The sequence below is a fragment of the Rhizobium sp. BK418 genome (assembly GCF_004341105.1).
Lineage (GTDB): Bacteria > Pseudomonadota > Alphaproteobacteria > Rhizobiales > Rhizobiaceae > Rhizobium.
This window is the reverse complement of sequence record NZ_SLZK01000001.1, coordinates 75622-94553: the sequence shown is the minus strand read 5'-3', so window position 1 is coordinate 94553 and position 18932 is coordinate 75622. Positions and strand designations below refer to the sequence as shown.

Genomic DNA, 18932 nt, shown 5'->3' with positions numbered 1-18932 from the left:
CCTCTGCTCCATCTAGCTGTCGACGAGGCATTTGTGGAGCAAGTGATGGAACAACAGGCCACCGACTTCATCATCGCAACGCGTTCAGCGCTCGGTCAGGCGAGTGCGCTTGCCGTTCAATATTCCTTTTCCATCCTTGGGGCGATCATTCTGCTCATCGTCGGCTGGGTGCTGGCGAGTCTCGCTAGCCGCTGGGTCTATGAAGGTATCTCGCGCGTGCGCGGCATTGATGAGACACTTGCCCGCTTCTTCACCAACGTCGTGCACTATGCGCTGTTGATGCTGGTGTTCATCACCGTGCTTGGACAATTCGGCGTGCAGACGGCATCGATCATTGCCACTCTCGGCGCCGCCGGCCTCGCCGTCGGCCTCGCGCTCCAGGGCACGCTGCAGAATATCGCTGCCGGTATCATGCTGCTGGTACTGCGGCCCTTCCGTGTCGGCGAATATATCGAGACAAGCAGTGTCAGCGGCACGGTGCTTGAAATCGGCCTTTTCGCCACGGAACTGAAGACGGGAGATGGCCTCTACCGGCTGGCGCCCAATTCGACTTTATGGAATACGCCGATCACGAACTACAGCCGCCAGCCGACCCGGCAGAACGACTTGAAGATCGGCATTGCCTATGAGGACGACCTCGATCTGGCGATGGAAACGTTGATGGGTCTCGCCGCCGACGATAAGCGCGTGCTCAAGGCGCCGGCGCCCACTGCTTTTGTCGACAGCTTCGGCGAAAGCGCGATCTATGTAACGCTGCGCTATTGGGCCAAGACCGGCGATTGGTGGGACCTCAGCCGTGACATGATCAAACGCGCCAAGCTTACCTTTGACGAGAAGGGGATAACGATCCCCTACCCGCAGGTGACCTACAATCCGGCGCAGGCGCCAGCGTCCAATGCTCCGGACCTTCACGCCACCCCGGAGGAGACCCCGGCCAAGGCTCCGGCCCGCAGGAGAGCGCCGAAGGCGTCCGCGCAAACCCAGCCATAGAGCTTTCCTGGTTACTTGATCACCCCGCAGGCGATCCTGTCGCCGGCGCCGCCCGATGGCTGGCTGCGGTAATCATCGGATTCGGCATGCACTATCAGCGCACGTCCGCGCACGCCATCCTCCTTGCCGTCGAGAGAGACCATGCTGTCGAAAATCTGGGCGCGCAGGATGCCGTCCTGTCCGACGTACTGGTTCGGCATGTCGCCCGCATGCGGCCCCTTGGCTGCCAGGAAGCCGTGTTCGGCCTTGGTCGGGTTGAAATGGCCGCCCGCCGTTTCATGATGGGTTGCGGCATCGCAGCGGCCAGTTTCATGGATATGGAAGGCAACCCATTTGTTGGCCGGCAGGCCGGAGATTTCGGCTTCAATGAAGACGCCGCCGTTGGCGGCAGCCGTCAGCGTGGCACGGCCGGAATCCTTGCCGTCAGGGCCGGTAAAATTTGCCGTCGCTGTCTGTTTGTCCTGGGCAAGGCCTTGAGACGCCGCCGCTAAGAGGCCGAGGGCAGCGATGGTGCATACGATTTTCATCAGGTTTCCTTCCGTTTCGGGGACTGTGTCCCAACGTCTCATGGAAGAAGGTGTTCCTGCTTGCCTAAAAGGCAAGAAAAAGCCGACCGGCGGCCGACTCACTTGCTGAGACAGGTGCGTAACGCTCAGTCGGCGATACCGAAATCGAATTCGCCATAGGTATTGCGATAGACCTGCATCGGCTGATCATTGGCATCGGGAGTGATCTGCTGCAGCGCATAGGGAACCGTCGAGCCTGTCAGCGATCCGTTGTCTTGATATTCCATCATCAGGGCAGCCAGATTGCTTCGATATTGCGTCTGGGCGCTGCCGGCATCGTCCACCTCAAGAAATTCACGGATGATGCCAGGCTTTTGATCTGCCGCGCGTTCGCTTCGGCTGAGCACGCCGTCGCCATTGGCATCGAGCCGTGTGAGCGTTGCCAAATATGCATAGGAGACGTCGGAAACCGATGAAAGATGAATCATACAAACCTCCGTTCACCGCTTCTTCCGGTGACAGTCTGTACGCAGTACGCGGGTGGAAAAGATCAAGGTCGATATGCTGGGTAAACTGATTTGCGATTTCGGTCAACAAGCTGTTAACTCCCGATTAACCATGGTTGACAAACTGTAACTGCGCCTTCCGACGGCGCTTTCAACCTCCGTCGGAGACCCCGTTTTTCTCGCTATTTCAGGAGTTTGCGAGATACAGACAAATTGCCGGCTAGGTATAAAGCATCACCCGGCTGCAACCGATTATTAATCGGAGCGGTAGATGATGCCGCTTGAGAGTTGCCGGAAACGGACACTTGCTGCTTATAAAAGTCGGTTCTTGTATTCATTTTAGAAAGGTCTTTTTTATGCCCGGCGCGATATGGCACTTTTGCCAATCGAAGACGCCTTTGCCTTTTGCTATGCTTTCATCGCAACCGTCCCTCAGGGGAAGTTGAGCGCATGAAAGCTGAGACGCTTTTCTGGCAACAGTGCACGCAAGCCGTCAGCGAGGATGGATCGATCGATGCAGAGCGCCTGATGGAGCTCGTCATCACGACCTATCGCAGCCATGAAAGCGAATATGATGAGCTCAAGCGCAACGCCGAAACGCTGCTCGTCGAAAACCGCGAACTGAAGAACACGATCAGTTCCGCAACGCAGGCGCTGGCAGAACAGCGCAAGCTCATCGAGATTGTTCTCAACAATCTGCCGCTCGGCCTCAGCGTCTTCGATGCGGATCAATGCCTAACCCTTTCTAACCTGCGCTTTCGCCAGCTCTTCGGCTTCACCGAAAACGATGTTTCGCCCGGTACCGCAATTGCGGAGCTGATAAGCAAGACGCGCGGCACGGAACAGGCCAATAGCGGGGCGCGCCGCAAGAAGGAGGGGCGGGAAACCTCCTCCAGAGCAGGGCGCATCCGCCGGCGCGAATGGCTGATGGATGACGGCCGCATCATCCAGAGCGTGGTTACTATCCTGGCCGACGGCAGCAATATCGCCATTCATGCCGACGTTACCGAAGACCGCAAGGCGGCCGAGCGCATTACCTATCTTGCCCATCACGATCCGCTGACCGGGCTGCCGAACCGCATTCGCTTCCGCGAGCAGCTGGATGCCGCCCTTGCCGAGCGCAAGGAAGGTGAGCAGATCGCGCTCGTGCATCTCAACCTCGACCGGTTCAAATCGATCAACAATACGTTGGGTGTTTCAGCCGGCGACAAGATTCTGCGACAGGTGGCAGAGCGCATCCGCGCTTCAGCCGGCTCGGAGAATATCCTTGCGCGTCTCGGCTCGGACGAATTCGCGATCCTGCAGACGCGCCGCCAGCAGCCGTGGAACATCACGGCGCTCGCCGACCAGATCCGCCGGGAGCTCAGCGAACCCTTCTTCCGCGGCGATAAGCAGGTGGAACTCAGCGTTTCCATGGGCATTTCGATCGCCCCTGACGATGCCCTCGAGACCGACAAACTGCTGCGCAACGCGGCCGTCGCACTTTCCCATGCCAAGGCGGACGGGCGCCGCCACGAGCGCTTCTTCATCGGCGAAATGGACGAGAAGATGCAGGCCCGCCATGCGCTGGAGGCCGATCTGCGCGCCGCCGTCCAGAACGAGGAATTCGAGCTTCACTACCAGCCGCTTTACGACCTGGCTCAGCATCGCATCTGCGGTTTCGAGGCGCTGATCCGCTGGAATCATCCGGTGCGCGGCCGCGTCTCGCCGATGGAGTTCATTCCGCTGGCCGAAGAGGTCGGCCTCGTAGTCGATATTGGCCGCTGGGTTTTGCGCCGGGCCTGCAACGATGCAGCGCAATGGCCCGAAGATATCAAGATCGCCGTCAATGTCTCGGCCATCCAGTTCTCGAGCAGCGACCTGCCGCAGGATGTCAACGAGGCGCTTGCTGCAGCCGAACTCTCGCCCTCACGTCTCGAACTCGAGATCACCGAAAGCGTGCTAATGGAAAATCGCGATGAGGTGCTGCCGATCCTGCATGCGCTCAAGGAGCGCGGCATCCGCATTTCCATGGACGATTTCGGAACCGGTTATTCGTCGCTCAGCTATCTCTCGAGCTTCCCCTTCGACAAGATCAAGATCGACAAGTCCTTCGTGAACGACATCGTCGAGAACAGGGAAGCGCATGCGATCATGCGCGCCATCATCCTGCTCGGCGATGCGCTCGGCATGCGCGTGACCGTGGAGGGCGTCGAAACCGCCGAGCAGATGGCGCTGCTGGAGCGCGAAGCATGCGACGAGATCCAGGGCTATCATATCAGCCCGCCGAAACCATTCGGCGAGGTGGCCCTCATGCTCTGCATGCCGCCGAAGAAGCAGGGCAACGTTACGCCGCTCACCAAATCCGGCGCTGATTTCGGCACATTGCGACTCGCCGGCCAAGCCGTTATCGACGGAATAGGATTTCTTTGAAAACCGGTGACAACGATGTTCAAGGCCGAAGCCTTCTCTCCTCACGAGGCGCTTGCTGTGGAGCTCATTCCACATGCGAGTGACGGCGACGACGGGTCGCATGACCTTGCCCATATTCTGCGTGTCTTCCGCAATGCCATGCGCATCCATTCCGCGGAAGGCGGCAAAGGCCGGGTGCTTGCGGCTGCCGTGCTGCTGCACGATTGCGTCGCAGTCGAGAAGAACTCGCCGCTGCGCGCCCAGGCCTCGGCGCTCGCCGCAGAAAAAGCCTCGCGGATATTGAAAGAACTCGGATGGGACGACGAGGATATCGCTGATGTCGCCCATGCGGTGACGGCGCACAGTTTTTCGGCCAATGTGCCGCCGGAAACGTTGGAGGCAAAGATCCTGCAGGATGCGGACCGGCTGGATGCCATCGGCATGGTGGGCGCTGCACGCTGTTTCTATATCGCAGGGCGCCTCGGATCGGGCCTCTACGATCCTTTCGATCCCGCCGCCGAGAGCCGGCCGCTCGATGACAAGCGTTATGCAATTGACCATTTCCAGACGAAACTGTTCAAACTGGCGGATGGTTTCCAGACCCGGACCGGCCGTGAACTGGCCGCGACCCGCGACAGAAGCCTGCGCGATTTTCTCGCGGCATTCATGGACGAAATCTAATTGGAACGAAAATCTAGGAGGAGCATGGGATGCGTGTCAGTGATCTCTTCATTTATCCGCTCAAGAGCGCCCGCGGCATTGCCCTGCCCTTTACGGAGATTGACGCCTATGGCCTGCCCGGCGACCGGCGGGCGATGGTGACGGATCCGGACGGACATTTCATAACGCAACGCGAACTTCCTGCGCTCGCCCGTATTGAGGTGCGGCCCGAGGCCGGCGCCTTCCGGCTGCTGATGCAAGGCAAGGCCGATATTGCCGTGCCGCCGCCGCATCCGGACCGGCGGCTCGACGTCATCGTCTGGAAATCGGCCGTCAGTGCCGCCGTTGCCGACGATGAAATCAATGCCAGGCTTTCGGAATGGCTCGGGCGCGACGTGAGGCTCGTCTTTTTCGATGGCCAGGCGCGGCGAACGGCCAATGCCGAATGGGCAGGTGAAGGTTCGCCGGTGGCCTTTTCTGACGGCTACCAGATTCTGGTGACGACGACGGGATCGCTGAAGGCGCTGAACGCAGATCTTGCCGCCCACGCCGAAGGCAGTGTCGGCATGGAGCGTTTCCGGCCGAATATCGTTATCGAAACGGACGAAGCCTGGGCGGAAGACCGCTGGGCGGCCATCGAAATCTCCGGTATCCGCTTCGATCTCGTAAAACCCTGCGCCCGTTGCATCATGACCACGCAGGACCAGTTGACGGGCTCCCGCGAGGTACCAAGCCCCATACCAGCCATGGGCAGGATCCGCATGTCGGGCGACCGGCGCGTGCCCGGCCCCCTTTTCGGCTGGAACGTGACCCCGCGCGGCAATGGCAGGGTCACGATCGGCGACGAGGTGAAAATCATCGAGTCGCGACCGGAGGGTTGGGCCTTCAAGGTTCGCGCCCGGGCATAGTCACACCCGCGCCAGCGCTGCGTCGATCTCTGCCATCACATTGTTGGGCAATGGACCCTTTTCCAGTGCGCCGGCGTTCTCCTCGACCTGCGCGACCGTCCGGAAGCCAGGAATAGGCAAGGTGCGCGACGAACGCGCCCAGAGCCAGGCGAGAGCACCCTGCGTCAGGGTGCGGCCCTCAGATGTCAGCAGGCTGCGCAAGGCATCGAGCCTTGCCGCAAATTCCGGCGCGATCCGGCCGTCCTTGAAATAGACCATCCAGTCGAGTGCGGCGCCGCGCACATCCTTGGCGCCGACCGCCTTGTCCGGCGTGAATTTGCCGGTCAGCAGGCCCATGGCCAGCGGGCCGCGATTGATGGAGATGAGTCCGTTCCTCTCGACGACATCGATCATTTGCGGCACGGGCTCGAAGACATTCATCGTATGCTGGATCGAAACAAAACCGGACCGGCCGACATGGCGGGCGGCACGATCTGGGAAATCCGTGCTCCAGCCGAAGGCATCGATCTTGCCCTCCGCTCGCAGCGCCTCCAGCGTATCGAAGACTTCGTCGGACTGTGCCAGCGGAAAATCGTTGAGATGAAATTGCAGGAGGTCGAGACGCTCCCGCTTCAGCCGGCGCAGCGATGTCTCGACGGACTGGCGAATGAAGGCCGGATCGGCAAAGGCACCGGTCGCCTGCTTCGTCTCCGGATTGGTGGCAAAGCCGAACTTGGTGGCGATGACGATATCGGCGCGATTGCCAATCGCCTGTCCCAGGACCTCTTCCGAATGGCCGGCGCCGTAATTCGAGGCCGTATCGAAGAAGCGGATGCCAAGGTCGATGGCACGGTTGATGGCCGCTATCGATTCATTGTCATCCACCTCGCCCCAGCCGAGCGGCGTGTCGCCTGCAAAGAAGGGACCGCCGATCGCCCAGCAGCCCATGCCGAGGCGCGGAATCTCCTGCCCGTTCCAGAGCGTGATGGTAGTCGATGTTTCGGGTCTGCTCAGCATGGCTTCCTCCTTGAGCGCTCAGTTCAAGGAGACATAGGGGCACGGCGCGTGGGGGTAAACCGCCAAAGCTGAAGGATGTTTTGCACGAATGAAAAGCCGTTCAAGCGGAAAGCTCATCCGGTCGCAAAAGCGTCCGCGCAGCCGGGTTCAGGGCCTTGAGCGCAGCCTGAACGAAGCCTTCACGCGCCGCAGAAGCCTCGAGACCACGCGGTTCGTAGACATGACGATGCAGAAAGAATCCAGTCAGACGGAATGCCGCCGTGAGGCTTTCGAAATCGGCTGCCTGGTTTTCCTGCACACTCAGGAAGGCCGGCAAAAGCAGCATCTTATCGGCCCAGGGCTCTCCGGCGCCGCGACTGACGGCGCGGCCGGACTTCGGCGAGACATAGGCGAGATCGGTGCGGGCTCCAGTCGCCGCACATTCAGTAAGGTCGAGCCCAAAGCCAAGATCGTTCAGCACTGCGAGCTCGAAGCGCACGAAAAGCTCACCGGCATCGGCAGGATTGTGGAGGTGATCGAGGATGATTTCCAGCGCTTCGAAGAGATGCGGGTGCGGATCACGCTCCGGCAGCAGGCGCAGAAGCGCGCCCATGGCCTGCACGCCATAGACGGCGGTTGCCGTCTCCATCAGCCGCGCCGCGCGCAGCTTGACCGGTTCGATGCGGAACTCACCGAGATGCTCGTCCAGCCGGGCACGCCAGATGACTTCCACCTCGTTGCCGGGTTGCAGCACTGGCTGCATGGTGCGCGAACGGCCGGAGCGGACGAGACCGAGGTGACGGCCGCGCTCGCGCGTCATCACCTCGGCGATGACGCTCGTCTCGCCGTGGCGTTTGACGCCAAGAATGATCGCCTGATCCTGCCATTGCATCGGAAAACCGTCCTTCAGCCTGCGGATTCACTCTAAAACCTTTCCGGGTCAGATTGAAGCATTCTGAGCGGGAAAGACTCTAAAGCAGGCTGAGGCCTCAAGTCATTCAGCTGGCGACGGGAAAAGCTTCTGGAGAAAGTCGCGCATCGCGTCCTCGTCGAAAGGCTTGACGAGAAGCGGCACGTCCTGAAGGTCGATCGGGAAATCCTGCGTATCGGAGTAGCCGCTGACGAAGCCAAAGGGGATATTGGCCTGCGACAGATCACGCGCGAAATCGAAGCTCATCGCCTCGCCGAGATTCACGTCGAGGAGCGCAAAATCATAATTTGCAACGCGGATCGCATCGCGCGCCTGATCGAGGCTGTTGGCGATATCGATCACGTCCGCGCCCACGACGCGCAGGATATCCTCCGCCTCCATGGCGATAATCATGCTGTCTTCCAGGACCAGGACACGGGTCTTTGCGCTCATGATCTTCATGCCCCTCGTGAAGCGCAAATTTTGCCGCACCTCTGCCATATCGTAAATATCATTTCCTGCGGTTCCCGCCTGGACCGTTGGGGATGGTTGCCCATCGCTATTGAATAGCCACATTTTTGCCTCCGGTCGATACGAACGAAAATCGAAGGAAAGATGACGTGACTGTATTTTTTCCGGCGTCACTTTGCATTTAAAAAAGACATTCAAGCTCATCGTCTGGCAAGGAACGACTTTAGACGAAAGGACGCTTTTCCTCGCGCAGCCCTTCCCAGCCAGCCATCTGCTTCAGACCTTCCCCATCCAGTACCTCGCAACCACGCTCCTGCCAGCGGATAAGGTCGCGTGCTGCAAGCTTTTTCAAGGTCTTGTTGGTATGAACAATCGAAAGCCCGAGCGTGTCGGCAATATGCTGCTGGGTAATCGGAATGAGATTGCGGCCGTTGAAAAGATTGAGCTTTTTGCCGCGCTCGAAGAGGAAAGCGATCAGATAGGCGGCTCTTTCGAGCGCGGTGCGGCGGCCGATGCTGAGCAGGTGTTCATCGAGAATACGCTCCTCCTGCGCCGCGATCCAGGTGATGTCGAAGGCAAGCGAGGCATGCCGGATATAAAGGCTCATCAGCTTATCGCGTTCGAAGATGCAGAGAGAGACCGGCGACAGGGCCTCCACGGAATGCTGCATCTCGCCCATGATCGTGCCCTGCAGGCCGATCAGGTCGCCCGGCATGACATAATTCAGAATCTGCCGACGGCCGTCTTCCAACATCTTGTAGCGGAAGCCCCAACCTGACAGCACGGTAAAGAGGTGGGCGCTGTGAGCACCTTCGACCAGAATGGTTGCACCGGCATCAGCCGCCAGTTCCCCTCTCTTGAACTTGGAGACGAATTCCAGTTCGTCTCGACTGAACTCCCGGAAATGCGGCAACGGCCGTAACGGACATTGCTCGCAGGGCGTCTTGAAGGAATGGGTGGGTTTTGCCGTCGGCATCTTGTCCCCGCGGTGCCAAAAACCGGCGCTCGCAAATCAATGCGCAGGCAGACCAATTCGTTCCTCGGAACAGACAGTGATTTTTACGCGGAAACAAGGAGCTGGACGCCGCTTGCCAGTTTCGTTGCCACTTTAAGGCTTGCATTTCCGCATGTCGTTACCGCAAAACCGCTGCACACTTTTGCGCGACATGCCTTTTATATTTGCCGCATGTCGTTACCGCAAAACCGCTGCACACTTTTGCGCGACATGCTTTAGTGCGGGAACTCGAGGCCCATCTCGCGGAAGCGTTCGGGATCGTCGCCCCAGTTCTCGCGCACCTTGACGAACAGGAAGAGATGCACCGGCTGTTCAAGGATTTCAGACAGTTCACGGCGTGAGGCCGACGAAATCGCTTTGATGGTTTCACCCCCCTTGCCGAGCGCAATCTTCTTCTGGCTGTCACGCTCGACATAGATGACCTGTTCGATGCGCACGGAACCATCCTTGCGCTCTTCCCATTTTTCCGTCTCGACATGCGAGGAATAGGGAAGCTCCTGGTGCAGGCGCAGAAACAGCTTCTCGCGGGTGATTTCGGCGGCAAGCTGGCGCATCGGCAGATCGGAGATCTGATCCTCAGGATAGTACCAGGGACCCTCCGGCAGGGTCTTTGCCAGATAATCCATTACGTCGTCGCAACCCGAACCGTTTTCTGCCGAGATCATGAAGGTCTGGTCGAAGTCGACCTTCTGGTTCGCCGTAGCAGCGATCGCCAGAAGCAATTCGCGATTGACACGGTCGATCTTGTTCAGAACGAGAATCTTCTTCTGCGGAACGTCCTTGAGGCCTTCGAGAATGGCTTCCGCATCGCCGCGCAGGCCACGCTCGCTATCGATCAGCAGCATGATGAGATCGGCATCCTTGGCGCCACCCCAGGCAGACGTCACCATGGCGCGATCGAGACGGCGGCGCGGCTTGAAGATGCCGGGCGTGTCCATGAAGACGATCTGGGCATTGTTGTGGATGGCAATGCCGCGCACGATGGCGCGCGTCGTCTGCACTTTGTGGCTGACGATCGAGACCTTGGCACCGACGAAGCGATTAACGAGTGTCGATTTTCCGGCATTCGTCGGACCGATCAGCGCGACGAAGCCCGAATGCGTCGGGTTGCTTTCAGCAGCGCTCTTGGCCGCCATTTCGTTTTCTTCTGTCATTAATCCCGTCAATTTCCGGCAGATGCCTGCTGCCAAATGCCTTCGCGCTCGAGCATTTTCGTGGCGGCGACCTGTTCCGCAGCGCGCTTGGAGCGCTCTACGCCCATCTCCGGTGCGACGCCAGCGACTTCGACAGTCACCTTGAAGCGCGGATCATGATCCGGTCCGCTGCGTTCTTCAACCCGGTAGACGGGTGTGACACCATATTTGGCGTGCGACCACTCCTGCAGCTCGGTTTTTGCGTCACGGCGGGCACCATCGGCGCGCACCGCCCTGCCCTCCCAGTAACGCAGGATGAAGCGGCGGGCGACTTCCAGTCCGCCATCGAGATAAAGCGCGGCGATCAGGCTTTCGACGACATCGGCGCGCACATTCATCATGCGCTTGCCGGTGAGTTTCTTCACGTCTGCGCCAGTGCGGATATAAAGATGAAGATTGAGTTCGTCGGCGACGGCCGCACAGGTTTCGGCACTGACCAGCTGGTTCAGGCGTACCGAAAGCTCGCCTTCCGTCGCAGCGCCGAACGTGCGAAACAGCAGATCGGCGATGCAGAGCCCGAGTACCCTGTCGCCGAGAAATTCAAGCCGCTCGTAATTGCCCTTGTCGGTGCGCGCGCTGGCATGGGTCAGCGCGCGATCCAGACGTTCCTTCTCGACAAATTCATGGCCGATCAGGGTTTCAAGCTTAGCGCGGTCCGCCGCTGAGAGCGTCTGCGCCTTGCTCATTCAACAACCTTGAAGAGGCGATCCCAGCGCATGTTGGTCGGCCACTTCCAGATTTCGCGGAAGGACGTGTCGTTGCCAAGCGAGAAGAAGATGACGCTGGCGCGGCCGACAAGGTTTTCCGCCGGAACGAAGCCGACATCGAAGCGGCTGTCGAGCGAGTTGTCACGGTTGTCGCCCATCATGAAGTAATGGCCTTCCGGAACGATGAACTCGCGGGTGTTGTCGCCGCGCGATACCGGCGACTGATCGAGCGTATCGTAGGTCTTGCCGTTATCGAGCGTCTCGCGGAATACCGGCACGTCCTGGCCCGGATCGAGCTTGTAGTCGGAATTGAAAGTGCCATCGGGCACCTTCGGAACCGGCTTGCCGTTGACGAAGAGAACGCCGTCGGTGACCTGGATATGGTCGCCCGGCAGGCCAACGACACGCTTGATGTAATCGACGTCAGGATTCGGCGGGAAACGGAAAACCACGATATCGCCGCGCTTCGGATCGGAACCGAAGATGCGGCCGCTGAAAATATTCGGCGAGAAAGGCAGCGAATATTTCGAATAGCCGTAAGCAAACTTGTTGACGAAAATATAGTCACCGACCAGCAGTGTCGGCATCATCGAGCCCGACGGAATGGTAAAGGGCTGGAACAATACGGTCCTGATAATCATGGCCAGGAGCAGAGCCTGGATGATGACCTTGATATTTTCCCAGAGGGCGTTCGGCTTGGTTTCGACTTTTTCGGACACGCAGTCTTATTCCTTCAAGACGCCGTAAAGGCGCATTTCTTTCTGACGTTCTCTCTAGCGGCTTCGGCTGGTGGCGGCAATAACGACAGCATTAAAAGCGACGAGAGGTCGCTATCATACGGCATCCGGCAGCGCTTCGATGATCACAAAAGCCTGAGCCAAGGGATAATCATCGGTTATTGTCAAATGAATGGCGGCCTTGTGGCCCGCCGGCAGCATGGCCTGCAGGACGACGGCGGCACCGCCCGTCAATTGCATTGTCGGCTTGCCGCTCGGCAGGTTGACGACGCCCATATCCTTCCAGAAGACACCCTGCGAAAGGCCTGTGCCGAGGGCCTTGGAGCAGGCCTCCTTGGCGGCAAAACGCTTGGCGTAAGATTCGGCGCGGTTGGCGCGGCGATCCGAACGGGCGCGCTCGATCTCGGTGAAGCAGCGATGCGTGAAACGGTCACCGAAACGCTCGATGGATTTCTCAACGCGGCGGATATCGATGAGATCGCTGCCAATGCCGATGATCATGCGAAGGGAGCCTTTCCGGATAAATTCAGCTCAGACGGTCGGCAAATTGCCGGCCGGATCGGAAAGCCGAAGACGCGCGCGCTCCATCAGCCGGGCGCGGCGGCGCGTCTGAAAGCCCTTGACGGTGTAGAATGTCAGCGCATAAAGCGCAACCGAACTGATGGCCCCTGGCGGAATGGCACCGATCAGCATCGGCTCCAACACCGGCTTCCATAGTTCCGTGAAATGCAGCTTGTGAAAGAGTTCGGCGAGATCGATCGCTTGGCCACCCGTCTGAGCCTGGCGGCTGAGCAGCAGATGGCCGACTTCCCAAGTAATGCCCCAGATGAACGGATAGGTCAGCGGATTGCCGAAGGCTGCGCAGCCAAGGGCTGCGGCCACCATATTTCCCGACAGGAAATAAGCGATGACGAAGGCCATGATGAAATGCACGCCGATAAAGGGTGTCCACGAAACGAAGACACCCGCGGCAAAGCCCACCGCAACGGCATGCGGTGAGGCAGACAAGCGCAGAACGCGCATCATGATATAACGTGCAGGGCGCAGAAAACCTTTACGGGGCCAGACAAGCTCCCGTAGTTTTTCCTTAAATCCTGCTGGTTTGCGACGGCGAAATAACATGGCGCGTATTTAGTGCAGCGCACGTCATCATGACAAGAGCGGCAAATGGAACCGCTTAAACAGACCGTCTACTCTTTTCTTCTTCCAAGGGGCGCGGTTCATGCATAACGCCCCCTTCCTTACGTCAAGTATATCTCAGGCGATTAGCGATTGCGGAACAAGCCGCGATCGACCTGGCGCTGACGATATTCAAGATCAATACGGTCATGCGAGCCGTTGAGATATGCCATTTCACGTTCCTGAGCGGTCGGAGCGCGAAGGGCGCGGGCGAACTTTCTGATCGGTTCAAACATTGCTTTGCCTCATCTTCGTTTCATTTCTTGATGACCAGAAGATAATCGCGGCAAAGGTCAATTACCATCGCTGTAACCTGAACGCAGCCATGCAAGTGACGCATGACTTGCCATTTCAATATGCCTTTTCGGCCATGAAATGATCACAAAATATGCAAAACGCAAATTTGCGTTCGGCAAAACTTTAACAAAAGCCTACTCGTAGAGCCGTCGGACCGTCGCGATGCAGTCCAGATCCTTCAACTGGGCGAGCAGCTGATTGAGCTGACGCAGGTCCCAGACCTCAACTTCCAACACCATTTCGGTGAAGTCGGTTGCCGCACGTACCGTATTCAGCATGCGGATATTGACGTCGAGACTCGCCACCGTCTGCGCCACCTTCGCGAGCGTACCGGGCTCGTTCAGCGCGTTGACCAAGATGCGGGCCGTGAAGCGGGATTTGTTGGCCTCATCCAGATCCCAGCGCACATCGATCCAGCGGTCCGGCTGGTCATCGAAGCGCTGCAGTGCCGGCGACTGGATCGGATAGATGGTGATGCCCTTGCCCTTTTCCATGATGCCGACGATACGATCACCGGGCACGGCGCCGGTTGGCGAGAACTTGACGTCGACATTGCCGGAAAGGCCGCGGATCGGCACGATATCGGGATCGCTCTCGGTGGAGGCACGCTCACCATCGAGATCGGCCTTGCTCTTGCCGGGGATCTTGAAGATCATGCCCGCGGCGCTGCGGACATTGAACCAGCCCTCGTCGCCGGCGGGCTTGACCGTGACGCGCTCATCCTGATGATCGGGATAGACGGCGCGCAGCACGTCGAGCGACGACATTTCACCGCGACCGACGGCGGCGATCGCATCTTCCACATCCTTCTGCCCCAGACGGTGCAGCGCCGGCTTCATTGCATCGCGCGAGAAGATTTTGCCGGCGCGTTCGAAGGTGCGTTCCAGGATGCGGTGGCCGAGACCGGCATATTGCTTGCGGATCGCCATGCGCGTCGCACGGCGGATGGCAGCGCGCGCCTTGCCGGTGACGACGATCTCTTCCCAGGCGGCCGGCGGCACCTGCACGCCGGAGCGGATGATCTCCACTTCGTCGCCATTGTTGAGGCGGGTCACCAGGGGCATGATGCGGCCGTTGATCTTCGCACCGACGGTCGTATCGCCGATATTCGTGTGGACGGCGTAGGCGAAGTCGATGGGCGTTGCGCCGCGCGGCAGAGCAATCAGCTTGCCCTTCGGCGTGAAACAGAAGACCTGGTCCTGGAAAAGCTCGAGTTTGGTATGTTCGAGGAATTCTTCCGGGCTGTCGCCTTCGGCAAGTGCCTCGATCGTGTGGCGCAGCCAGGAATAGGCATTACTTTCGCGCGAGAGAATATCGCCATCGGCATTGGTGGCGCCGTCCTTGTAGAGCGTATGAGCGGCGATACCGAATTCGGCAATCTCGTGCATGCGCTTGGTGCGTATCTGCAATTCAATGCGCTGCATCGACGGGCCGACGATCGTGGTGTGAAGCGAGCGGTAATCGTTCTGCTTCGGCGTCGAGATGTAGTCCTTGAAACGACCTGGCACGACGCGCCAGCGGGTATGGACGATGCCGAGTGCGCGGTAGCAGGAGGGGATATCCTCGACGATGATGCGGAAACCGTAGACATCGGAAAGCTGCTCGAAAGAGAGCGACTTCGACTGCATCTTGCGGAACACCGAATAGGGCTTCTTCTGGCGGCCTTTGACATAGGCGCTCGTCAGCCCATTGGCGATCAGGAGGTCGCGCAACTCGGCCTCGATCTTTTTGACCAGGCCTTCATTGCGCTTCGACAGTTCCTCGAGGCGCTTGGTGACGGTCTCGTAAGCCTCCGGGTTCATGTGCCGGAAGGAAAGCTCCTCCAGTTCCTCACGCATGTCCTGCATACCCATGCGGCCGGCAAGCGGCGCATAAATTTCCATCGTCTCTTCGGAAATGCGCGCGCGCTTTTCCAGCGACATGTGGTCGAGGGTGCGCATGTTGTGGAGGCGATCGGCGAGCTTGACGAGCAGGACGCGCACGTCATCGGAAATGGCAAGCAAGAGCTTACGCAGGTTTTCTGCCTGCTTGGCCTTCTTGGTGACGAGGTCGAGCTTCTTGATCTTCGTCAGGCCTTCGACCAGACGTCCGATATCTTCGCCGAAAAGTTCATCGATTTCGGCGCGGGTCGCCGTCGTATCTTCGATCGTGTCATGCAGGAGGGCGACAGCAATCGTCGATTCATCGAGATGCATGTCGGTCAGGATGGCGGCCACCTCGAGCGGATGCGAAATGTAGGGATCGCCGCTCGCCCGCTTCTGCTGGCCATGTTTCTGCATGGCGTAGACATAGGCTTTGTTCAGCAGAGCTTCGTTGGCATCGGGCTTGTATTTCTGAACCCGCTCCACGAGCTCGTACTGCCGCATCATTCCAAAGCCACTCCAATAAAATAAAAGGGCGCCAATCGCAGATTGGCGCTCACATGGGCAATATTATGCCTAAGCTCTACAGGCGCAAGATTGATGATTGGTAATCGTCAATCTTTTCCCGCGCGGGAAGCACAGCCCTCCAAGGGCCGAGGATGCGCTTAGTAGTCGTCGCTCTTTTCTGGCGGGACGAGACCTTCGATACCGGCCAAAAGCTCTTCTTCCGACATCTGGTCGAAGGTGATCGTTTCCGGCAGATCGTCCTGCTCTTCGCTGTCGGCAGCGGCTGCGGCACCGGCGGCGATCAGGCTTGCCGGATCGGGCTCGGGCTCATCCACTTCCACATGCTTCTGCAGCGAGTGGATCAGGTCTTCCTTGAGATCGTCAGGCGAGAGGGTCTCATCAGCGATTTCGCGCAGAGCCACAACGGGGTTCTTGTCGTTGTCACGATCAATGGTGATCGAGGCACCCTGAGAAATCAGCCGGGCGCGATGGCTGGCGAGCAGAACCAGCTCGAAGCGGTTCTCTACCTTGTCAATGCAATCTTCTACTGTGACACGGGCCATTGCCTGTCCTTTGCGGTCGTCTTTTCGGGATTAAGACGCCCGATACAATTAAAACCGGGCAAATTCAAGTTTTTCGTTAGGGTTCCCTCGCCTTTATCCGCGGCTGGTCTAAATTTCCATGCACAATATGACATTTCCACCGACGGTTGCTTGGAATAAGTCGAATCGTGCCCTAAATCTTTTATATATGAATAATTCATAAAGTACGGAACAGCTCGACGCCACCTCCACAAGCCGCTGTTTTTATTGGCTAAGTGGCTTATGGATTTAGATTACTCTCTTTGGATTGGTAAGCGATGTTTGACCCACGCGAGAAAATTGCACTATTCATAGACGGCGCCAACCTCTACGCTGCATCCAAAAGTCTGGGCTTTGATATCGACTACCGCAAACTCTTGAAAGCATTCCAGAAACGCGGATATCTGCTGCGTGCTTACTACTATACCGCGCTGATCGAAGACCAGGAATATTCCTCGATCCGTCCCCTTATCGACTGGCTGGATTATAACGGCTACAAGGTCGTTACGAAGCCTGCCAAGGAGTTTACCGACTCCATGGGGCGCCGCAAGATCAAGGGCAATATGGACATCGAGCTCGCGATCGATGCCATGGAGCAGTCCGAAACGGTCGACCATCTCGTCATCTTCTCCGGCGACGGCGATTTCACCACTCTGGTCGAAGCGCTGCAACGCAAGGGACGTAAGGTTTCAGTCATTTCGACCATGTCGACCCAGCCGCCGATGATCGCCGACGACCTGCGTCGCCAGGCCGATCACTTCATCGATCTACTGTCGCTAAAAGCTGAGATCGGCCGGGATCCTTCCGAGCGCCCTCCGCGTCCTGCTGAAGTGGCACCAGCCAGCGATTTCGAGGACTGAAGCCTTATTCGCGAATAGCGAATGCTACAGGAAATGATCAGCCGTTGCCTTTCAACAGACGGCTCTTCTGCCTGTTCCAATCGCGCTCCTTCTCGGATTCGCGCTTGTCATGAAGCTTCTTGCCCTTCGCGAGTGCCAGCTCAAGCTTGGCGCGGCCGCGATCGTTGAAGTAGATCTTCATCGGGATCAGCGTCATGCCTTCGCGGTTGATGCCCGCGCGCAGGCGGTTGATCTCGCGTCCAGACAAAAGAAGCTTGCGGCGGCGGCGCGGCTCGTGGTTGAAGCGGTTCGCCTGCAGATATTCCGGCAGATAGGAATTGATCAGCCAGATTTCGCCATCCTCATCCGAAGCGTAGGATTCGGCGATATTGGCCTTGCCTTCGCGCAATGACTTGACCTCGGTGCCCTTCAGCACCAGGCCCGCCTCATAGGTATCGATGATCTCATAGTTGAAGCGGGCCTTGCGGTTTTCCGCGACGACCTTCTTCACGATGCGCTGGCTGCCTTTGGGGGCCATGACGATAATTCCATTCAGGGGCGCGAATTCCGCACCCTTATTTCCTGTCATCTATGTAAGAGAACGGCCCGATCTTGTGAAGATGGGCCGGTTATCAGCCTCAGTTGAGCAAGCCGGCGTGACGCATGGCAGCGTCGATCGCCGCCTCCGTCGACGGCTCCAGTGAGGACATCAGCGGCGAGCGTACGTTGCGGCTCATTCGGCCGAGCTTCGACAGGCCGTATTTCGCGCCGCAGACGCCGGGCTCCATGAAGACCGCCTTGTGCAGCGGCATCAACCGGTCCTGCAGTTCCAGCGCCTTGGCATAGTTGCCGGCAATCGTCGCAGCCTGGAACTCCGCACAGAGACGCGGCGCGATATTGGCCGTCACTGAGATGCAGCCGACGCCGCCGTGAGCATTGAAGCCGAGCGCCGTCGCATCCTCGCCGGAGAGCTGCTGGAACTCCTTTCCGCAAGTGATGCGCTGCTCGGAGACGCGCTCGATCTTGCCGGTCGCATCCTTGACGCCGACGATATTCTTGTGTGCTTTCGCAAGCGCGCCCATCGTCTCCGGTGTCATGTCGATAACCGAACGGCCGGGGATATTGTAGATATAGATCGGCAGCTTAACAGCTTCGGCGATTGCCGAATAATGGGCGATCAGACCCTTCTGCGTCGGCTTGTTGTAATAGGGGGTAACGACGAGGACGGCGTCGGCACCAACCTTTTCGGCATGTTGGGCAAGCTCGATCGCTTCGCGCGTATTGTTCGAGCCGGCGCCAGCCATGACCGGCACGCGTTTGCCCGCGACTTCGATGCAGAGTTCCACTACCCGTTTGTGCTCGGCATGCGACAGCGTCGGTGACTCACCGGTCGTGCCGACCGGAACGAGGCCGCTGCTGCCCTCCCCGATCTGCCACGAGACATGAGCGGCGAAGCTGTCTTCGTCAATCAGGCCGGCGTCGGTGAAGGGAGTGACGAGAGCGGGGATGGACCCATTGAACATGCAAAGCTCCTCACGGCTGATAACCTTGCTTCAGCCGCATTCCATGAATAAGAGTTGTGCACCATAGAGCGGCAATATGGCCGCGACAAGCGCGCATAGATCGGTTTAGGGCAAATTCCGATAGCAAATGTGAATGAATTTTACCGGATTTGGTAAGGTTTCGTTAAGGTGCCTC

Annotated in this window: 21 protein-coding genes; 5 read left to right on the top strand and 16 right to left on the bottom strand. The window is 58.6% G+C overall.

Features of this window, described 5'->3' with window-relative positions:
- Positions 1 to 45: 45 nt before the first annotated feature.
- The gene (locus EV281_RS00440; RefSeq protein WP_132651015.1) at positions 46 to 990 is read left to right on the top strand and encodes a mechanosensitive ion channel domain-containing protein; all 945 of its coding nucleotides are present in this window, start codon (positions 46 to 48) and stop codon (positions 988 to 990) included.
- Between the two features lie 11 nt (positions 991 to 1001).
- On the opposite strand, the gene EV281_RS00435 is transcribed toward EV281_RS00440, so the two are convergent.
- Together EV281_RS00435 and EV281_RS00430 are read right to left on the bottom strand one after the other, a co-directional pair.
- Complete coding sequence (locus tag EV281_RS00435) at positions 1002 to 1517, bottom strand: superoxide dismutase family protein (RefSeq protein WP_132651014.1); 516 nt, start codon at positions 1515 to 1517, stop codon at positions 1002 to 1004.
- A gap of 125 nt (positions 1518 to 1642) precedes the next feature.
- Positions 1643 to 1984: a hypothetical protein gene (locus EV281_RS00430; protein WP_132651013.1), complete on the bottom strand. Its 342-nt coding sequence runs from the start codon at positions 1982 to 1984 to the stop codon at positions 1643 to 1645.
- 468 nt (positions 1985 to 2452) lie between these two features.
- On the opposite strand from EV281_RS00430, the gene EV281_RS00425 reads away from it, so the two are divergent.
- The 3 genes from EV281_RS00425 to EV281_RS00415 are packed head-to-tail and all read left to right on the top strand — an operon-like array spanning position 2453 to position 5961.
- Positions 2453 to 4414 carry an EAL domain-containing protein gene (locus EV281_RS00425; RefSeq protein ID WP_245508199.1) on the top strand — a complete coding sequence of 654 codons (1962 nt, stop codon included), beginning with the start codon at positions 2453 to 2455 and terminating at the stop codon, positions 4412 to 4414.
- A gap of 15 nt (positions 4415 to 4429) precedes the next feature.
- The gene (locus EV281_RS00420) at positions 4430 to 5074 is read left to right on the top strand and encodes an HD domain-containing protein (RefSeq protein WP_132651012.1); all 645 of its coding nucleotides are present in this window, start codon (positions 4430 to 4432) and stop codon (positions 5072 to 5074) included.
- Between the two features lie 29 nt (positions 5075 to 5103).
- Positions 5104 to 5961: an MOSC domain-containing protein gene (locus tag EV281_RS00415; protein ID WP_132651011.1), complete on the top strand. Its 858-nt coding sequence runs from the start codon at positions 5104 to 5106 to the stop codon at positions 5959 to 5961.
- Here EV281_RS00415 and EV281_RS00410 read toward each other — a convergent pair whose 3' ends face one another.
- The 12 genes from EV281_RS00410 to rpoZ all read right to left on the bottom strand — a co-directional run bounded on the left by EV281_RS00410 (position 5962) and on the right by rpoZ (position 16377).
- Entirely contained in the window at positions 5962 to 6957 is a 996-nt protein-coding gene (locus EV281_RS00410) for an aldo/keto reductase (protein ID WP_132651010.1), read from the bottom strand.
- Positions 6958 to 7057: 100 nt separating this feature from the next.
- A complete protein-coding gene (gene recO / locus EV281_RS00405; RefSeq protein ID WP_132651009.1) occupies positions 7058 to 7828 on the bottom strand; it encodes a DNA repair protein RecO in 771 nt (256 codons plus the stop codon).
- 102 nt (positions 7829 to 7930) lie between these two features.
- Positions 7931 to 8347, bottom strand: a complete 417-nt coding sequence (locus EV281_RS00400) for a response regulator (protein ID WP_245508224.1) — start codon at positions 8345 to 8347, stop codon at positions 7931 to 7933.
- Between the two features lie 193 nt (positions 8348 to 8540).
- Positions 8541 to 9293, bottom strand: coding sequence for a Crp/Fnr family transcriptional regulator (locus EV281_RS00395; protein WP_132651007.1), 753 nt, complete (start codon positions 9291 to 9293; stop codon positions 8541 to 8543).
- A gap of 254 nt (positions 9294 to 9547) precedes the next feature.
- On the bottom strand, positions 9548 to 10486 hold the full coding sequence (gene era / locus EV281_RS00390; RefSeq protein ID WP_132651006.1) for a GTPase Era: 939 nt from the start codon (positions 10484 to 10486) through the stop codon (positions 9548 to 9550).
- A gap of 8 nt (positions 10487 to 10494) precedes the next feature.
- Positions 10495 to 11211: a ribonuclease III gene (gene rnc, locus EV281_RS00385; RefSeq protein WP_132651005.1), complete on the bottom strand. Its 717-nt coding sequence runs from the start codon at positions 11209 to 11211 to the stop codon at positions 10495 to 10497.
- Positions 11208 to 11951 (bottom strand): signal peptidase I, encoded by a 744-nt coding sequence (lepB, locus tag EV281_RS00380; protein ID WP_132651004.1) that lies wholly within the window; start codon positions 11949 to 11951, stop codon positions 11208 to 11210. Before lepB ends, rnc begins: the two co-directional genes overlap by 4 nt.
- 114 nt (positions 11952 to 12065) lie before the next feature.
- The gene (acpS, locus tag EV281_RS00375; protein ID WP_132651003.1) at positions 12066 to 12470 is read right to left on the bottom strand and encodes a holo-ACP synthase; all 405 of its coding nucleotides are present in this window, start codon (positions 12468 to 12470) and stop codon (positions 12066 to 12068) included.
- 30 nt (positions 12471 to 12500) lie between these two features.
- Positions 12501 to 13091 (bottom strand): DUF2062 domain-containing protein, encoded by a 591-nt coding sequence (locus EV281_RS00370; protein ID WP_132651002.1) that lies wholly within the window; start codon positions 13089 to 13091, stop codon positions 12501 to 12503.
- 143 nt (positions 13092 to 13234) lie between these two features.
- Positions 13235 to 13384, bottom strand: a complete 150-nt coding sequence (locus EV281_RS00365; protein ID WP_132651001.1) for a DUF3563 family protein — start codon at positions 13382 to 13384, stop codon at positions 13235 to 13237.
- Between the two features lie 195 nt (positions 13385 to 13579).
- A complete protein-coding gene (locus EV281_RS00360; protein WP_132651000.1) occupies positions 13580 to 15814 on the bottom strand; it encodes a bifunctional (p)ppGpp synthetase/guanosine-3',5'-bis(diphosphate) 3'-pyrophosphohydrolase in 2235 nt (744 codons plus the stop codon).
- Between the two features lie 158 nt (positions 15815 to 15972).
- On the bottom strand, positions 15973 to 16377 hold the full coding sequence (gene rpoZ, locus EV281_RS00355) for a DNA-directed RNA polymerase subunit omega (RefSeq protein ID WP_112565751.1): 405 nt from the start codon (positions 16375 to 16377) through the stop codon (positions 15973 to 15975).
- Between the two features lie 296 nt (positions 16378 to 16673).
- Between rpoZ and EV281_RS00350 the strand changes: the two genes are divergently transcribed.
- Positions 16674 to 17255 (top strand): NYN domain-containing protein, encoded by a 582-nt coding sequence (locus tag EV281_RS00350; protein WP_112565748.1) that lies wholly within the window; start codon positions 16674 to 16676, stop codon positions 17253 to 17255.
- A gap of 37 nt (positions 17256 to 17292) precedes the next feature.
- Here the strand turns inward: EV281_RS00350 and smpB are convergent, their stop codons facing one another.
- Both smpB and dapA read right to left on the bottom strand, forming a co-directional pair.
- Positions 17293 to 17772, bottom strand: coding sequence for an SsrA-binding protein SmpB (gene smpB, locus EV281_RS00345; protein WP_132650999.1), 480 nt, complete (start codon positions 17770 to 17772; stop codon positions 17293 to 17295).
- A gap of 100 nt (positions 17773 to 17872) precedes the next feature.
- On the bottom strand, positions 17873 to 18757 hold the full coding sequence (gene dapA / locus EV281_RS00340; protein ID WP_132650998.1) for a 4-hydroxy-tetrahydrodipicolinate synthase: 885 nt from the start codon (positions 18755 to 18757) through the stop codon (positions 17873 to 17875).
- Between the last annotated feature and the right edge of the window lie 175 nt (positions 18758 to 18932).

Bases quoted from the DNA above. Each gene is read 5' to 3' on its own strand.
- EV281_RS00400 (WP_245508224.1), bottom strand. From the start codon at position 8,347: ATGGCAGAGGTGCGGCAAAATTTGCGCTTCACGAGGGGCATGAAGATC.
- EV281_RS00415 (WP_132651011.1), top strand. From the start codon at position 5,104: ATGCGTGTCAGTGATCTCTTCATTTATCCGCTCAAGAGCGCCCGCGGC.
- EV281_RS00425 (WP_245508199.1), top strand. From the start codon at position 2,453: ATGAAAGCTGAGACGCTTTTCTGGCAACAGTGCACGCAAGCCGTCAGC.
- recO (WP_132651009.1), bottom strand. From the start codon at position 7,828: ATGCAATGGCAGGATCAGGCGATCATTCTTGGCGTCAAACGCCACGGC.
- EV281_RS00410 (WP_132651010.1), bottom strand. From the start codon at position 6,957: ATGCTGAGCAGACCCGAAACATCGACTACCATCACGCTCTGGAACGGG.
- rpoZ (WP_112565751.1), bottom strand. From the start codon at position 16,377: ATGGCCCGTGTCACAGTAGAAGATTGCATTGACAAGGTAGAGAACCGC.
- acpS (WP_132651003.1), bottom strand. From the start codon at position 12,470: ATGATCATCGGCATTGGCAGCGATCTCATCGATATCCGCCGCGTTGAG.
- EV281_RS00440 (WP_132651015.1), top strand. From the start codon at position 46: ATGGAACAACAGGCCACCGACTTCATCATCGCAACGCGTTCAGCGCTC.
- EV281_RS00360 (WP_132651000.1), bottom strand. From the start codon at position 15,814: ATGATGCGGCAGTACGAGCTCGTGGAGCGGGTTCAGAAATACAAGCCC.
- EV281_RS00420 (WP_132651012.1), top strand. From the start codon at position 4,430: ATGTTCAAGGCCGAAGCCTTCTCTCCTCACGAGGCGCTTGCTGTGGAG.
- rnc (WP_132651005.1), bottom strand. From the start codon at position 11,211: ATGAGCAAGGCGCAGACGCTCTCAGCGGCGGACCGCGCTAAGCTTGAA.
- EV281_RS00435 (WP_132651014.1), bottom strand. From the start codon at position 1,517: ATGAAAATCGTATGCACCATCGCTGCCCTCGGCCTCTTAGCGGCGGCG.
- EV281_RS00395 (WP_132651007.1), bottom strand. From the start codon at position 9,293: ATGCCGACGGCAAAACCCACCCATTCCTTCAAGACGCCCTGCGAGCAA.
- smpB (WP_132650999.1), bottom strand. From the start codon at position 17,772: ATGGCCCCCAAAGGCAGCCAGCGCATCGTGAAGAAGGTCGTCGCGGAA.
- EV281_RS00430 (WP_132651013.1), bottom strand. From the start codon at position 1,984: ATGATTCATCTTTCATCGGTTTCCGACGTCTCCTATGCATATTTGGCA.
- EV281_RS00365 (WP_132651001.1), bottom strand. From the start codon at position 13,384: ATGTTTGAACCGATCAGAAAGTTCGCCCGCGCCCTTCGCGCTCCGACC.
- EV281_RS00370 (WP_132651002.1), bottom strand. From the start codon at position 13,091: ATGTTATTTCGCCGTCGCAAACCAGCAGGATTTAAGGAAAAACTACGG.
- dapA (WP_132650998.1), bottom strand. From the start codon at position 18,757: ATGTTCAATGGGTCCATCCCCGCTCTCGTCACTCCCTTCACCGACGCC.
- era (WP_132651006.1), bottom strand. From the start codon at position 10,486: ATGACAGAAGAAAACGAAATGGCGGCCAAGAGCGCTGCTGAAAGCAAC.
- EV281_RS00350 (WP_112565748.1), top strand. From the start codon at position 16,674: ATGTTTGACCCACGCGAGAAAATTGCACTATTCATAGACGGCGCCAAC.